The sequence below is a fragment of the Thioclava sp. JM3 genome (genome assembly GCF_002213185.1).
Lineage (GTDB): Bacteria > Pseudomonadota > Alphaproteobacteria > Rhodobacterales > Rhodobacteraceae > Thioclava > Thioclava nitratireducens.
Genome location: NZ_NBOB01000001.1, coordinates 481,648 through 497,027, shown reverse-complemented (window position 1 = coordinate 497,027; position 15,380 = coordinate 481,648). Strand labels below are relative to the sequence as shown.

Here is a 15,380-nt window from a genome sequence, read left to right as displayed (position 1 = left end):
AAGAGGTAACGGCGGTTCACGAAGACGTCAATGCCTGAGTGAAATAATCGGAAATATTTTGCCGGCGCGCTTCCTGCCTCATTATTGGGCGTTCGATTTCGCAATAAGCAGGGGCAGGGCGTATTTTTCGAAATTGTTCCTTTCACCGATGCCCTCGCTCCGTCATCGTGAAGAAACGCGACATCCTATTGCGGGAGCGAGACTTATGGCGATCCATGCCAGCATCTATCACTTGACCCATTACCAATATGACCGCCCGGTGACGCTCGGCCCGCAGATCATCCGCCTGCGTCCCGCGCCGCATTCGCGCACCCGGGTGATCTCGCATTCGCTCAAGGTCTCGCCCGGCGGGCATTTCGTGAATCACCAGCAGGACCCCTATGGCAACTGGCTTGCGCGCTTCGTCTTTCCCGAGCCGGTGACCGAGCTGAAGATCGAAGTGGACCTCACGGCGGATATGACCGTCTACAACCCGTTCGACTTCTTCACCGAGGAATATGCCGAGGAATGGCCCTTCGACTATCCCGAGGAGCTGCGCGACGATCTGTCGATCTACCGCACGCCCGAGCCGGAAGGTCCGCGTCTGGCGCAGTTCATCGGCGAGATCGACTACACGATCAAAGGGACGGTCAATTTCCTCGTCGCGCTCAATGCGCATATCTCGAAGGTCGTCGATTACACGATCCGCATGGATCCCGGCGTGCAGACGCCAGAGGAGACCTTGGAGAAATGCTCGGGCTCGTGCCGGGACAGCTCGTGGCTACTGGTTCAGGTACTGCGGCATCTGGGGTTCGCGGCGCGGTTCGTGTCGGGCTATCTGATCCAGCTGAAGCCCGATCTGGAGGCGCTCGACGGGCCGTCTGGCACCGATCACGACTTCACCGACCTACACGCGTGGTGCGAAGTGTTCATTCCCGGCGCGGGCTGGATCGGGCTTGACCCGACGTCCGGATTGCTGACCGGGGAGAGCCATATCCCGCTGGCCGCCACTCCGCATTTCCGCAACGCCGCGCCGATCTCGGGGGGCTTTTCCTCGGTCGGCAGCCCGGAGGTGAGTTTCGCCTTCGACATGACGGTGGACCGGGTGGCCGAACATCCTCGCATCACCAAGCCGTTCTCCGACGAGGCATGGAAGCGGCTCAATGCGTTGGGGCGCAAGGTGGATGAAAGCCTGAAGGCGGGCGATGTGCGCCTGACGATGGGGGGAGAGCCGACCTTCGTCTCCATCGACGATTTCGAGAGCGACGAGTGGAACACCGCCGCCGTGGGCCCGCAAAAACGCGCGCTGGCCGATGAGCTGATCCGGCGGCTGCGCGACCGCTTCGCGCCGGGCGGTTTTCTGCATTACGGGCAGGGTAAATGGTATCCCGGTGAAAGCCTGCCGCGCTGGACCTTCTCGCTCTACTGGCGGCGCGACGGCAAGCCGATCTGGCGCGACGAAGATCTGATCGCCAAGGAGGGCGACAAGACCGGCGCGGGGCCGGAGGAGGCCGGCACGTTGATGCGCGGCATCGCGGAGCATTTGGGGATCGAGCCCGATCACGCGCAGCCCGCCTATGAAGACCCGGCTGAATGGATGCTCAAGGAAGGCAACCTGCCGGAGAACGTCACGCCCGAAGACAGCAAGCTGAAGAACCCCGAGGATCGCGCCCGTTTCGCCCGGGTCTTCAATCGCGGGTTGGAGACGCCCACGGGCTACATCCTGCCGGTGCAGCGCTGGCAGGCCAAGGCGCAGCCCGGCCATCGCTGGCGCTCGGAGAAGTGGAAGACCCGGCGCGGCAAGCTGTTCCTGATCCCCGGGGACAGCCCTGCCGGGTTCCGTCTGCCGCTGGGCGCGCTGCCCTATGTGCCGCCCGCGCAATATCCCTATCACTACGTCACCGATACCTCGCTGCCCAAAGGCGATTTGCCCGATTTCCATGCCGAGATGGAGAAAGCCGTCGCGAAGGGGTTGGTCGACAAGCCCACCGAGGAACACAGCCAGCCCGTCTCCGAGGCGCAATCGGCCGAGCCGGGCCAGACCATCGTGGAGCAGGATCTGGATACGATCGACGGCGTCGTGCGCACCGCGATCTCGGTCGAGCCGCGCGACGGGCGGCTGTGCGTCTTCATGCCGCCGACCGAGGATCTGGAGGACTATCTCGAACTGATCGCCGCCGCCGAGGAAAGCGCCAAGGCGATGGGGCTGCCGATCCATATCGAAGGCTACGCCCCGCCGCATGACCCGCGCCTCAACGTGATCCGGGTCGCGCCCGATCCCGGGGTGATCGAGGTGAATATCCATCCCGCTCATAGCTGGGAGGATTGCGTCGCCACCACCGAGGCGATCTATGAGGAGGCCCGCCAGTCCCGGCTGGGGGCCGACAAGTTCATGATCGACGGGCGCCATACCGGCACGGGGGGCGGCAACCATGTGGTTGTCGGCGGGGAGACGCTGCTCGACAGCCCCTTCCTGCGTCGCCCCGATCTGCTGAAATCGCTGATCCTGATCTGGCAGCGGCACCCGTCGCTGTCCTACCTGTTCTCAGGGTTGTTCATCGGTCCGACCAGCCAAGCCCCGCGGATCGACGAGGCGCGGCACGATACGCTCTACGAGCTGGAAATTGCGCTGAGCCAGATCCATCCGCCCGAGGCAGGCAACGTCCCGCCGCCTTGGCTGGTGGACCGACTGCTGCGCAACATGCTGACCGACGTCACCGGGAACACCCACCGCGCCGAGATCTGCATCGACAAGATGTTCTCGCCCGACGGGCCCACGGGGCGACTTGGCCTCGTCGAATTTCGCGGCTTCGAGATGCCGCCGGACCCGCGCATGTCGCTCGCCCAGCAGCTTCTGTTGCGGGCCATCATCGCGCGGTGCTGGAATGCGCCGGTAGAGGGGCGTCCGGTGCGCTGGGGGACGGTGCTGCATGACCGCTTCATGCTGCCGCATTACCTGTGGGAGGATTTCACCGATCTTCTCGCCGATCTGCGCCGCCACGGTTTCGATCTCGATCCGCAATGGTTCGAGGCGCAATCGGAGTTCCGTTTCCCCTTCTGCGGTCAGATCGAGGCGGAAGGCGTGCACTTGGAGATCCGTCAGGCGCTGGAGCCGTGGCATGTGTTGGGGGAGACCGGCGCCATTGGCGGTACGGTTCGCTATACCGACAGCTCGGTGGAGCGTCTGCAGGTGAAGATGACTTCGCTCCATCAGGACCGCTACAGGGTGATGTGCAACCGTCGCCCCGTGCCGCTGGCGCGGACGCAGGAGAGCGGGGTCTCTGTCGCGGGAGTACGGTTCAAGGCATGGCAACCTGCAGAGGCGCTGCATCCGACGCTGCCGGTCAATGCGCCGCTGACCTTCGACATCTATGACGACTGGACGGGCAGGGCGATCGGGGGCTGCGTCTACCACGTGGCCCATCCGGGGGGGCGCAACTACGATACCTTCCCGGTGAACGGCAACGAGGCGGAAGCCCGCCGACTGGCGCGCTTCGAGGGGCACGGTCACACGCCGGGGGCCTATCGTCCGGAACCGGAGACCCCGCATCCGGAGTTTCCCCTGACGCTTGACCTGCGACGTCCTGTCGGGCTGAGTTGATCCGAGCCTAACGGAGACCCTATGCAAAGCCCCGATACGCCCGACGCTGCGAGCCCGCTCGAACAGCACCCACTTCTGGCGGGCTATGCGCCTGTGCCCGGCGTGGCCGACGAGCTGTTCGAACGCTCCGGTGCGATGCGGCGGGTCTGGCGGCCCTTCGTGGAGAAGTTCCTGCAGCTCGAACCGGGGGAAATCCCCCAGCGGTTCGAGCGCGGCAATCAATATCTGCGCGACGCGGGCGTCTATTACCGGCAATATTCCAACGACGTTCTGGCCGAACGCGAATGGCCGCTTAGCCATATTCCCGTCGTGCTGCATGAAAGCGAATGGTCGAGTATCTGCGAGGGGCTGGCACAGCGCGCCGATCTGCTCGAGGCGGTGATGGCCGATCTCTACGGGCCTGGCATGCTGGTCTTCAACGGACACCTGCCGCCGGAACTCATCGCGGGCAATAAGCACTGGATGCGCCCGATGGTGGGGGTGCAGCCCAAGGGGGGGAACTACCTGCATTTCCTCGCCTTCGAGATCGGGCGCTCGCCGGACGGGTCGTGGTTCGTGCTGGGGGATCGGACGCAGGCGCCCTCGGGGGCAGGCTTCGCGCTGGAGAACCGGATGGCCACGGGGCGCATCTTCCCCGAGAGCTTCCCGCGCGATCATATCCACAAGCTCGCCACCTTCTTCGGTGATTTCCGCGCCGCGCTGGAGACGCTGGCGGGGCGGGCCGATGGCGATATGCGCCGCGCCGCGATCCTGACGCCGGGCCCGGCCAATGACAGCTACTACGAGCACACCTATATCGCGCGCTACCTCGGCCTCTCGCTTCTCGAAGGCGAGGATCTGCTGGTGCAGAATGGCGAGGCGATGGTGCGCACGATCGAGGGGCCACAGCCGCTGGGTGCCCTCTGGCGGCGGATGGATGCGGGCTTCGTCGATCCGCTGGAGTTCGATCCCGCCACGCAGATCGGCACGCCCGGCCTGATGGAGGCGGTGCGCGAGGGCAATCTCGCGATGGTCAATGCGCTGGGCGCAGGGGTGCTGGAAACCCGCGCGCTGATGGCTTTCCTGCCGAAGATCTCGCGGGTGCTGACCGGTCAGCCGCTCGCCATGCCCAATATCGCGACATGGTGGTGCGGCGGCGCGTCCGAGCGTGCCCATGTGCGCGCCAATGCGGCCAACATGATGATCGGCCCCGCGATGGCGGTGGATCTCCCGTTCGATCTGGATGCCGCGACCGCGCTGGGCGGGCAGTTCCGTTCGGGGGCGGAGGCGCCGATCGCGGATTGGCTGGAGGCCGAGGGTGGCAAGCTCGTGGGGCAGGAGGCGGTGACGCTGTCGACGACGCCCGCATGGCATGACGACGGGCAGGGCGGCGGCGCGATCCGGCCCTGTCCGATGACGGTCCGGGTGTTTGCGGCGCGCACGCCGCAGGGCTGGCAGTTCATGAAGGGCGGCTATGCCCGGATCGGGCCAGAAGGCGATGCGACCGCGCTCTCGATGCAGCAAGGCGGCGCGGTGGCCGATGTCTGGATCGTCTCGGATAAGCCGGTGCCCTCGGCAAGTATCGCGCCGCGCCAGACTGGCACCTTCCGGCGCAAGATCCCCGGCACGCTGCCTGCGCGCGCCGCCGACAACCTGTACTGGCTCGGCCGCTATATCGAGCGCTGCGAAGACTCGATCCGGGTGATCCGCGCCTATCACCTGCGCCTCGCCGCGACAGGCAGCCCGGAAGACCCGCGGCTGGCACGGCTTGCGCAATTTCTCGGAGCGCATGGCTTCGACATTTCCCAGCCCGTGCCTGACGCACTGTTGCAGCGACTCGATGCGGCGCAGGCCTGCGCGTCGAAAGTACGCGACCGGTTCTCGACCGATGGCTGGCTCGCGCTGAAGGATCTGTCGAAGACCGCCCGGGAGATGGTGAATACCGCGCGCCCCGGCGACGATGCGGCCCGCGCGATGGGAGTGCTTTTGCGCAAGATCACGGGGTTCTCCGGGCTCGTGCACGAGAACATGTATCGTTTCGAGGGCTGGCGCTTCCTGTCGATCGGGCGGGCGCTGGAGCGCGCCGACGGGCTGGCCGCGCTGCTGATCCGTTTCACCGCCGAGGACGCACCGGAAGGAGCGCTCGATCTGGCGGTGGAGGTGGCCGATAGCGTCATCACCCACCAGCGCCGCTACCGGGTGCGCACCAATTTGGAGACGGTGCTGGACCTGCTGGTGCTCGACGCCGCCAATCCGCGCGCAATTCTTTTCCATATCAACGGTTTGAAAGCGCTTCTTGCTGAACTCCCCGGTGCGGAGGTCGCCGGGCGTCCGGGCGATCTGCTGCGCGCGCTCATGCCGCTGCGCACCCAGCTCTCGGTGATCGAGCCCGAGGAGGTCACGCTGCAGATGTTACAGCAGATCCGGTCGGACCTGTTCCGGCTCTCCGATCTCGTGTCGCAGAAATATCTGAGGTAATCCGATGCGTTACGAGGTGAAGCTGAAGTTGACCTACAGGTATAACGCGCCATCGGATCATGCGCGGACCCTGCTGCGGGTGCTACCCTCGGACATCGCGGGGCTGCAAACCGTCACATCGCGGGTGCTCAGCTTCGATCCTCCGCCCGACGAGCGTCACGAGTCGCGCGATTTCTTCGGCAATGGCATGACCTCGGCGGTCTGGCACGCGCCGGTCGCCGAGATCGGAGTGACGCTGAACGCCAAGATTGAGCGCGGGCTGGCGGAGCCGGGGCTGGACCTGTCGTCGCCGCGCGAGGAACTGGCGCAGGAGATCGCGCAATTTCGCAGCCTCGCGCCCGACGCGCCGCATCACTTCCTCGCGTCCTCGCGCCGCGCCTCGCCGACCAAGGCGATGACCGAGTTTGCCCGGGCGCAGTTGCAGCCGGGCCAGACCGCGCGCGGCGCGATCGAGGCATTGGGGCGTGCGCTGCACCGGGAGATGCGCTTCGATGCGGGCGCGACCGATGTGAACACGCCCGCGGCGGAGGCATTCGCGAACCGCCACGGCGTCTGCCAGGATTTCAGCCATATCATGATCTCCTGCCTGCGCGGGGTGGGCATCCCTGCGGGCTACGTCTCGGGCTTCCTGCGAACGTATCCGCCGCCCGGCCAACCGCGTCTGGAAGGCGCGGATGCGATGCATGCCTGGGTGCGCGCATGGGCGGGGGCGGAGACCGGTTGGATCGAATTCGACCCCACGAACGATCAATATGCGGGCGAGGATTACATCACCGTCGGCTATGGCCGCGACTATGACGACGTGCCGCCTTTGCGCGGCGCGATGCGCGGGGCGGGCGGTCAGCAAAGCGCGCAGGCGGTGGACGTGATCCCGCTCGATTGAGGCGGTGAACGGCGCGCTGCGGCGTGACCCCGTGCCTCGGACGCACGAAAGCTTCACCCGCTCGTGACCCGCGACGTCACGGCATTCATTGACCACGTGATCAAAGCACGATTTACTCCTCACCAGTTTGTGTTTGAACCGTCCCACGATGTCGCGTCCGCGCGACCGTGAGGGGGCGGCGGCACACACGAGAAGACCAACCAACAGGAAGGACAGACCATGACCATTCGCTCGATGCTTTTGGCGGGGGCTGCCGCGGTGATGATGACCGCAGGCGGGGCCGGCGCCAAGACGCTCGTTTACTGCTCGGAAGCGTCGCCGGAAGGCTTCGATCCCGCGCCTTACACCGCGGGCACCACCTTCGACGCCTCGTCGCACCCGGTCTATGACCAGCTCGTCGAATTCAAGCCGGGCACGACCGAGATCGAACCGGGCCTCGCGGAAAGCTGGGACGTCTCGGATGACGGCCTCACCTACACGTTCAACCTGCGCAAGGGCGTGAAATTCCACTCGGTCGAGGGCTTTACCCCGAGCCGCGATTTCAACGCCGATGACGTGATTTTCTCGTTCGACCGTCAGGGCAACAAGGACAACCCCTATTACGCTTACGCGCCGGGCGTGTCCTATGAATACTATGCCGGCATGGATATGCCGACGATCATCAAATCGATCGAGAAAGTCGACGATTACACGGTGAAGTTCACCCTGTCCGAGCCGAACGCGCCGTTCCTCGCCGACCTCGCGATGGACTTCGCGTCGATCCTGTCGAAGGAATATGCCGACAAGCTCGCCGGCGAAGACCGCAAGGCCGACATCAACAACGTGCCCGTCGGCACCGGCCCGTTCTCCTTCGTGGCTTACCAGAAGGACGCCGTGATCCGCTACAAGGCGAATCCGGACTACTTCAAGGGCAAGACCCCGGTCGACGACCTGATCTTCGCGATCACCCCCGATCCGGCGGTGCGCATGCAGAAGCTGCAGGCGGGCGAGTGCCAGATCATGCCCTACCCGGCGCCGGCCGACATTCAGGCGCTCAAGGACGACTCGAACATCAAGGTCGACGAGCAGCCCGGTCTGAACGTGGCCTACCTCGCCTACAACACCACGCAGGCTCCGTTCGACAAGGTCGAAGTCCGCAAGGCGCTGAACATGGCGATCAACAAGGATGCGATCATCGACGCGGTCTTCCAGGGCGCGGGTCAGGTTGCCAAGAACCCGATCCCGCCGACCATGTGGTCCTATAACAAGGACATCAAGGACGACGCCTACGATCCTGAGCAGGCTAAGAAAATGCTCGAGGATGCCGGCGTGAAGGACCTCGAGATGAACATCTGGGCGATGCCCGTGCAGCGGCCCTACATGCCGAACGCGCGCCGCACCGCGGAGCTGATGCAGTCGGATCTCGCCAAGGTCGGCGTGAAGGCGAACATCGTCTCCTACGAGTGGGGCGAGTACCTGAAGAAGTCGAAAGACCCGAGCCGTGACGGCGCGGTGATTCTCGGCTGGACCGGCGACAACGGCGACCCGGACAACTTCCTGGCGGTTCTGCTGGGCTGCTCGGCGGCCGAAAGCGGTGCGAACCGTGCCTTCTGGTGCAATCAGAAATTCGACGATCTGATCACCAAGGCACGTCAGAGCAACGATCAGGCCGAGCGCACCAAGCTCTACAAAGAGGCTCAGGAAGTCTTCAAGGAACAGGCGCCGTGGGACACCATCGCCCACTCGACCGTGTTCATGCCGATGTCCAAGAAGGTCACCGGCTACGTGATGAGCCCGCTGGGCGGTCACGACTTCTATGGGGTGGACATCTCGGAGTGATCCTGAGAATACCCGTCTGATTGAGGCGTCCGGGAGACCGGGCGCCTCGCAATACTTTCAGGGGCCAAACATCGGAGACCGATGACCGCGGGCGCGACAGTGTGCGGCGGGCAGGGGCTCCACGAAGGTTCCGCAGAGAACCGCAAACAGGACCGGTGACATGTTACGTTTCATAATCGGCAAGATCCTCTGGCTGATCCCTACGCTGATCGGCATCACGATCGTGGCCTTCGGCTTCGTTCGGGTGCTGCCCGGGGATCCCGTGCTGCTGATGGCAGGCGAGCGCGGGCTGAGCCCCGAACGCCATGCCGAGCTGGCGCATCAGCTGGGCTTCGATCGCCCGCTCTGGCAGCAATATCTCGAGTTCATCTGGCAACTCGCCCATGGCAATCTCGGCGACAGCCTCGTGACCCACAAACCCGTGCTCGGTGAGTTCTTCGCACTCTTCCCGGCCACGCTGGAGCTGGGCGTCTGCGCGATGTTCCTCGCCGTGGTGATCGGCGTTCCGATCGGCGTGATGGCCGCAATCAAGCGCGGCTCGTGGTTCGATCAGGCGACGATGGGCACGGCGCTGGTGGGCTATTCGATGCCGATCTTCTGGTGGGGCCTGCTGCTCATCATCCTCTTCTCCGGCATTCTGCAATGGACGCCGGTCTCGGGGCGCATCTCGCTGATGTATTACTTCCCCAACGGCACCGGCTTCATGATCTGGGATGCGCTGATGTCGGGGCAGTCCGGCGCGCTCACCTCGGCGCTGAGCCACCTGATCCTGCCCGCGATCGTGCTGGCGACGATCCCGCTCGCGGTGATCGCGCGCCAGACCCGCTCGGCCATGCTTGAAGTGCTGGGCGAGGATTACGTGCGCACCGCACGCGCCAAGGGGATGCCGCCGCGCCGCGTCGTGGGCGTCCACGCGCTGCGCAATGCGATGATCCCGGTCATCACCACGATCGGCCTTCAGGTCGGCATGCTGATGGCGGGCGCGATCCTGACCGAGACGATCTTCTCCTGGCCGGGCATCGGCAAATGGATGGTCGACTCGATTTCGCGGCGCGACTACCCCTCCGTGCAGGGCGGGCTGTTGATGATCGCGCTGATCGTGATGTTCGTGAACCTGATCGTGGATCTGCTCTACGGTCTGATCAATCCGCGTATCCGGCATAGGTGAGTGACATGTCCGAAGTGATCGAAACCGATATCCCGGCCGGCACGCGCCGCGCGCAATTCGCCGAGTTCTGGTTCTATTTCAAGGAAAACCGTGGGGCCGTTCTGGGTCTGGTGGTGTTCGTGCTGATCGCGCTGGCCGCGATCGCGGCGCCGCTGGTCGCGCCCTTCGATCCCGATACGCAGTTCCGTGACGCGCTTCTGGCGGGTCCGCTGACCCATGACGCGAACGGGACGTTCCTGATGGGCACCGACGCGGTCGGGCGCGACATCCTTTCGCGCCTGCTGTTCGGCGCGCGCTTCTCGCTGTTCATCGGCGTGATGGTCGTGCTGCTCGCGCTCTCCGTGGGCGTGCTCCTCGGCTTGCTCGCCGGCTGGTTCGGCGGCTGGGTCGATACCGTGATCATGCGGGTGATGGATATCATCCTTGCCTTCCCGTCGCTGCTGCTCGCGCTCGTCTTCGTGGCGGTGCTCGGCCCGGGCTTGATCAATGCGATGATCGCCATCGCCATCGTCTACCAGCCGCATTTCGCACGCCTGACGCGGGCCGCCGTGCTGTCCGAGAAGAACCGCGATTACGTCATGGCCGCACAGGTCGCGGGCGCAGGCCATATGCGCCTGATGTTCCGCACGGTGCTGCCGAACTGTCTCGCGCCGCTGATCGTGCAGGGCACGCTGAGCTTCTCGAACGCGATCCTCGACGTGGCGGCGCTCGGCTTCCTCGGCATGGGGGCGCAGCCGCCGACGCCGGAATGGGGCACGATGCTGTCGGAAGCGCGCGAGTTCATCCTGCGCGCATGGTGGGTCGTGACCTTCCCGGGTATCGCGATCCTCGTGACGGTGCTGGCGATCAACCTGATGGGCGACGGCCTTCGTGACGCGCTCGATCCGAAACTGAAGCGGAGCTAAGCCAATGTCCTTGCTGAAAATCCGCAATCTCACCGTCGAATTCGACACCGCTCAGGGCGCGTTTCGCGCCGTGGACGGGATCGATGTCGAGGTCTCCGGCCGCGAAGTGCTCGCCATCGTGGGCGAATCCGGCTCGGGCAAATCGGTCTCTATGCTCGCCGTGATGGGACTTCTGCCGCCCACCGCGACGATCACCGCCGACGAGATCACCTATGACGGGCGCGACATGCTGAAAATGTCTGGCCGCGAACGTCGCCAGATCATCGGGAAGGAAATCTCGATGATCTTCCAGGAGCCGATCTCCTCGCTCAACCCCTCCTTCACCTGTGGTTTCCAGGTCGAGGAAGTGCTGACGCGTCATCTTGGCCTGAAGGGCAAGGATGCCCGCAAACGCGCGCTGGAGCTGTTCGAACAGGTCGGCATCCCCGACCCCGAGCGGCGGCTGAACAGCTATCCGCACCAGCTCTCGGGCGGGCAGTGCCAGCGCGTGATGATCGCGATGGCCATCGCCTGCAAGCCGCGCCTGCTGATCGCCGACGAGCCGACGACCGCGCTCGACGTGACGATCCAGAAGCAGATCCTCGATCTGCTGATGAGCCTGCAGGAAGAATACGGCATGGGGCTGATCATGATCACCCATGACATGGGCGTCGTGGCCGAGACCGCCGACCGCGTCTCGGTCCAGTTCAAGGGCCGCAAACTGGAGGAGGCCGACGTGCTCTCACTCTTCGAGAACCCCCAGCATCCCTATACGCGCGCGCTTCTGGCCGCGCTGCCGGAAAACGCGACCGGGGACCGTCTGCTGACCGTCGCCGATGGCTGGGAGGGCGTGCAATGAGTGTGATCCTCGAAGGGCGCGACATCACGCGCGACTACATCGTCTCGGGCGGGTTCCTGCGCGGGGCGAAGACGATCCGGGCGCTGCACGGCATCTCCTTCTCGCTCGAGCAGGGCAAGACGCTGGCCATCGTCGGCGAATCCGGCTGCGGCAAGTCCACGCTGGCGCGCATCCTGACGCTGATCGACCCGGCCAATTCGGGCGATCTGTATATCCAGGGCGAGAAGATCGACATCAAGGAAACCAAGGTGACGTCCGAACTGCGCGCCAAGGTTCAGATCGTCTTCCAGAACCCCTATTCGTCGCTCAACCCGCGCCAGAAGGTGGGCGAGGTTCTGACCGAGCCGCTGATCATCAATACCGACATCCCCGCCAAGGAGCGCCGCAAGCGCGCCGAGGAGATGCTGGAGAAGGTCGGCCTCGAGCGGCAGCACTACAACCGCTACCCGCATATGTTCTCGGGCGGCCAGCGCCAGCGGATCGCGATTGCGCGCGCGCTGATGCTGAACCCGCAGATCCTCGTGCTGGACGAACCGGTCTCGGCGCTCGATCTGTCGGTGCAGGCGCAGGTGCTGAACCTGCTCAAAGACCTGCAGGACGAGTTCGATCTGTCCTATATTTTCGTGAGCCACGATCTCTCTGTCGTGCGCTATTTCGCGGATGAGGTGATGGTGATGAATGCGGGCGAGGTGGTGGAATACGCCTCGCGCGATCAGATCTTCGCCAATCCGCAGCACGAATATACCAAGACGCTGCTGGCCGCGACGCCGATCGCCGATGTCGAAAAGATCCGCGAGCGGGTCGAACGCCGCAAGGCGTTCTTGGCCGCGGCGGAGAAATAAGTGCCGGGCGCCTCAGGGGCCGTTCGGAGTTAAGAAAAGGGGCCCGGGGCGATGCGCCTCGGGCCTTTTCATTTTGCGAAACGCTCTCAGGTCTGATTTTGGCGCGGGGCGACCAGCCCCGGGCCGCGCCCGACCCTCCCCCCGGGAGGGCGCATTGGCGATGTCATCGCGGGCATTACCGTCGTCCGGGCTTGCGAGATAAAGTGCCGAGCGTCGACGGGAACGAAGCGCCCACCCGAGGCTCGGGCGCAACCCTTTCCGCGAAACACAGGCGCCCCCTGCGCCGCGCCGCGCGGCGCGTTCGCCGCTGAAGCCTTCCACTGGAAGCCTTCCGAGACGCGGCTCACCCCAAGGCTCGGGTGCGGCCCTTATCTCCCGGACCACTCCGGCGCGCGTTTCTCGAGGAAGGCTCGCGCGCCTTCGGCGGCGTCCTCGCTCTCCATCACGGCCTTCAAGGTCCGCGCGTTCTCCTCCCAGAGAGGGTCGACCGCGCGGCGCTCGATCTCGCGCGACAGCCGCAGGGTTTCGCGCAGGGCCAAAGGCGCGTTCTTCGCGACCTCCTCGGCCAGCGCCAGCGCCGCGTCAAATGCCTGCCCGGCCTCGGCGCGGCGGGCGATCAGGCCCAGCTCCCACGCCTCCGCCGTGTCGAAAAGCCGCCCCGTCAGCAGCAATTCGCGCGCCCGGGCCGGGGGGATGAGGCTCGCCAGCCGCAACGCGCCCCCGGCGCCCGCAACCAGACCGCGCAGCACTTCTGGCAGGCCGAAGCGGCAGCCCTCTTCCGCCACGATTATATCGCAGCCCAAGGCGAGTTCGAACCCGCCTGCGAGCGCCGCGCCGTGGCAGGCGGCGATGATCGGCTTGCTGCGGTGGGATTGGGTCAGGCCGCCGAAACCGCCTTCAGCAAATAGTAACTCCTCGACCTTACCTTCGGTGAAGGCGGCGAGGTCCATGCCCGCACAGAACACCGCGCCTTCGCCGCGCAGGATGCCGATCTGCAGCGCGTCATCCGCTTCCAGACGGGCCACCGCCTCGGTCAGGGCGTGGCCGGCTTCGGCATTGATCGCGTTGCGCCGCTCGGGGCGGTTGAGGGTGATGATCGCGATCCTGCCGCGGGTCTCGAATAGGACGGGGCTCATTGGGCGGGCTCCTTGGGTAAGCGGGCGCGTAGCGCGTTGCGGATGATCTTGCCGGTGGTGGTCACGGGCATGTCGTCGATCACGTAGATCGCGCGGGGATATTCGTATTTCGCGAGCCGTGCGCGGACATGGGCGGCAAGGTCGTCGCGCAGCGCCTCGGTATCGGCATGGCCGGGGCAGAGCGTGACGAAGGCCGCGACGATCTCGCCGCGCAGCGGATCGGGCTGCCCCACGACGCCCGCCATCTGCACCGCCGGATGCGAGATCAGGCAATCCTCGATTTCGGCGGGGCCGACACGGTAGCCGCCGGTCGAGATGATGTCGTCGTCGCGCCCGATGAAGCGCAGCCTGCCGTCTGCGCCGCTGACGCCCCGGTCGCCGGTCAGCAGCCAGCGCCCGTCGAGGCCGGTCACGAATTTCGCCTCTGTCGCCTCGGGCTGATTGAAATAGCCGAGAAACATCACCGGGTCGGGCGCGCGCACCGCGATCGCGCCTTCCTCGCCATCGGGCAGGATCTGACCCGTCTGGCTGTCGACGATCGCGACCTCGTGGCCCGGCACCGGCCAGCCCATAGCACCCGGTTCGGGCGCATCAAGGCTCGCGGCGGACGAGACCACCATGTTGCACTCCGTCTGGCCGTAGAATTCGTTGATCGTGACGCCAAGCGCCTTGCGCCCCCAGTCGAGGAGTTGCGCGCCCAGCGGCTCGCCCCCCGAGGCGACTGAGCGCATATTGAGGCTCCAAGACAGGCTCTCCGGGTCGGCTTTCATCATCTTCAGCGCGGTGGGCGGCAGGAAAGCGTTGCGCACGCCCAGACGCCGGATCAGATCGGCCGCTGCCTGCGCCGAGAACTTGCGGAAGCGGCAAGCCACGACCGGCACACCGTGATGCAGCGCCGGGAGCAGCACGTCCAAGAGCCCGCCGATCCACGCCCAATCGGCGGGCGTCCAGATGCGGTCGCCCGCCTGCGGCAGGAAATCATGGCTCATCTCGACGCCGGGCAGGTGGCCCAGCAGCACCCGATGGGCATGGAGCGCCCCTTTCGGATTGCCCGTCGTGCCAGAGGTGTAGATCAGCACGCCGGGGGTCTCGGCGCTGGTATCGACGGGGGTGAACTTGGGCGAAGCCTCGGCGAGAGCGGCGTCGAAATCCGCGGCGCCTTCCGGTTGCGTCCCGCCGCCATCGGTGACGAAAACCGTCTCCAGATCGGGCAAGTCGGAGCGGATTGCGGCGATCACCTCGAAACTCGCCGGGTCGGTCACCAGCACCCGCGCGCCGCTGTCGCGCAGCCGGTGCAGCAGCGCCTCGGGGCCGAACAAGGTAAACAGCGGCAGCGAGACGCAGCCCGTCTTGAAGGCCGCGATATGAGCGATGGCGGTCTCGCGGCGTTGCGGCAGCAGGATCGCCACGCGGTCGCCGGTCTCGCGCCCGTCGCCGCCTACGCCCATCGCCGCCAGCACATTGGCGAAGCGGTTCGACGCCTCGCGCAACGCGCCAAAGGTGGTCTCGCGGACCGCGCCGTAGCCGTCTTCCTCGACCTCGATCAGCGCGACGCGGTCAGGCTCGCGTGCGGCCCATTTGTCGCACGTGTCGACGCCGATATTGTAGCGTTCGGGTATGTCCCATCGAAACGCAGCCCGCGTGGCCGCGTAATCCTTGCCGCGTGACAGCACCGGCTCTCCTCCCATTTTGCAAGCGGCGCGGGGGCCGCTTTCCTCCGCCGCTCAGAAAAGCGCGGAGAGCCGGGAATGTC

10 protein-coding genes are annotated in these 15,380 nt (G+C 65.5%); 8 read left to right on the top strand and 2 right to left on the bottom strand.

Annotated features, from left to right (window positions below; genetic code table 11):
• The first annotated feature begins 205 nt into the window (after window positions 1-205).
• The 8 genes from B6V73_RS02330 to B6V73_RS02295 all read left to right on the top strand — a co-directional run bounded on the left by B6V73_RS02330 (window position 206) and on the right by B6V73_RS02295 (window position 12,491).
• Entirely contained in the window at window positions 206-3,580 is a 3,375-nt protein-coding gene (locus B6V73_RS02330; protein WP_088724403.1) for a transglutaminase family protein, read from the top strand.
• Between the two features lie 21 nt (window positions 3,581-3,601).
• The gene (locus B6V73_RS02325) at window positions 3,602-6,037 is read left to right on the top strand and encodes a circularly permuted type 2 ATP-grasp protein (RefSeq protein WP_088724402.1); all 2,436 of its coding nucleotides are present in this window, start codon (window positions 3,602-3,604) and stop codon (window positions 6,035-6,037) included.
• A gap of 4 nt (window positions 6,038-6,041) precedes the next feature.
• Complete coding sequence (locus tag B6V73_RS02320) at window positions 6,042-6,920, top strand: transglutaminase family protein (RefSeq protein ID WP_088724401.1); 879 nt, start codon at window positions 6,042-6,044, stop codon at window positions 6,918-6,920.
• A gap of 219 nt (window positions 6,921-7,139) precedes the next feature.
• On the top strand, window positions 7,140-8,738 hold the full coding sequence (locus B6V73_RS02315; protein ID WP_075774993.1) for an ABC transporter substrate-binding protein: 1,599 nt from the start codon (window positions 7,140-7,142) through the stop codon (window positions 8,736-8,738).
• Window positions 8,739-8,898: 160 nt separating this feature from the next.
• On the top strand, window positions 8,899-9,906 hold the full coding sequence (locus B6V73_RS02310; protein ID WP_075774992.1) for an ABC transporter permease subunit: 1,008 nt from the start codon (window positions 8,899-8,901) through the stop codon (window positions 9,904-9,906).
• 5 nt (window positions 9,907-9,911) lie between these two features.
• A complete protein-coding gene (locus tag B6V73_RS02305) occupies window positions 9,912-10,811 on the top strand; it encodes an ABC transporter permease subunit (RefSeq protein ID WP_075774991.1) in 900 nt (299 codons plus the stop codon).
• Window positions 10,812-10,815: 4 nt separating this feature from the next.
• Complete coding sequence (locus B6V73_RS02300) at window positions 10,816-11,649, top strand: ABC transporter ATP-binding protein (protein WP_075774990.1); 834 nt, start codon at window positions 10,816-10,818, stop codon at window positions 11,647-11,649.
• Entirely contained in the window at window positions 11,646-12,491 is an 846-nt protein-coding gene (locus tag B6V73_RS02295) for a dipeptide ABC transporter ATP-binding protein (RefSeq protein ID WP_088724400.1), read from the top strand. The genes B6V73_RS02300 and B6V73_RS02295 overlap by 4 nt, the downstream gene beginning before the upstream one ends.
• A 368-nt stretch (window positions 12,492-12,859) precedes the next feature.
• On the opposite strand, the gene B6V73_RS02290 is transcribed toward B6V73_RS02295, so the two are convergent.
• On the bottom strand, window positions 12,860-13,627 hold the full coding sequence (locus B6V73_RS02290) for a crotonase/enoyl-CoA hydratase family protein (RefSeq protein ID WP_088724399.1): 768 nt from the start codon (window positions 13,625-13,627) through the stop codon (window positions 12,860-12,862).
• Window positions 13,624-15,300: an AMP-binding protein gene (locus tag B6V73_RS02285; RefSeq protein WP_240504084.1), complete on the bottom strand. Its 1,677-nt coding sequence runs from the start codon at window positions 15,298-15,300 to the stop codon at window positions 13,624-13,626. Before B6V73_RS02285 ends, B6V73_RS02290 begins: the two co-directional genes overlap by 4 nt.
• Window positions 15,301-15,380: the final 80 nt, after the last annotated feature.

Coding starts and splice junctions, on each gene's coding strand:
- B6V73_RS02330 (WP_088724403.1), top strand. CDS start 206: ATGGCGATCCATGCCAGCATCTATCACTTGACCCATTACCAATATGAC.
- B6V73_RS02325 (WP_088724402.1), top strand. CDS start 3,602: ATGCAAAGCCCCGATACGCCCGACGCTGCGAGCCCGCTCGAACAGCAC.
- B6V73_RS02320 (WP_088724401.1), top strand. CDS start 6,042: ATGCGTTACGAGGTGAAGCTGAAGTTGACCTACAGGTATAACGCGCCA.
- B6V73_RS02315 (WP_075774993.1), top strand. CDS start 7,140: ATGACCATTCGCTCGATGCTTTTGGCGGGGGCTGCCGCGGTGATGATG.
- B6V73_RS02310 (WP_075774992.1), top strand. CDS start 8,899: ATGTTACGTTTCATAATCGGCAAGATCCTCTGGCTGATCCCTACGCTG.
- B6V73_RS02305 (WP_075774991.1), top strand. CDS start 9,912: ATGTCCGAAGTGATCGAAACCGATATCCCGGCCGGCACGCGCCGCGCG.
- B6V73_RS02300 (WP_075774990.1), top strand. CDS start 10,816: ATGTCCTTGCTGAAAATCCGCAATCTCACCGTCGAATTCGACACCGCT.
- B6V73_RS02295 (WP_088724400.1), top strand. CDS start 11,646: ATGAGTGTGATCCTCGAAGGGCGCGACATCACGCGCGACTACATCGTC.
- B6V73_RS02290 (WP_088724399.1), bottom strand. CDS start 13,627: ATGAGCCCCGTCCTATTCGAGACCCGCGGCAGGATCGCGATCATCACC.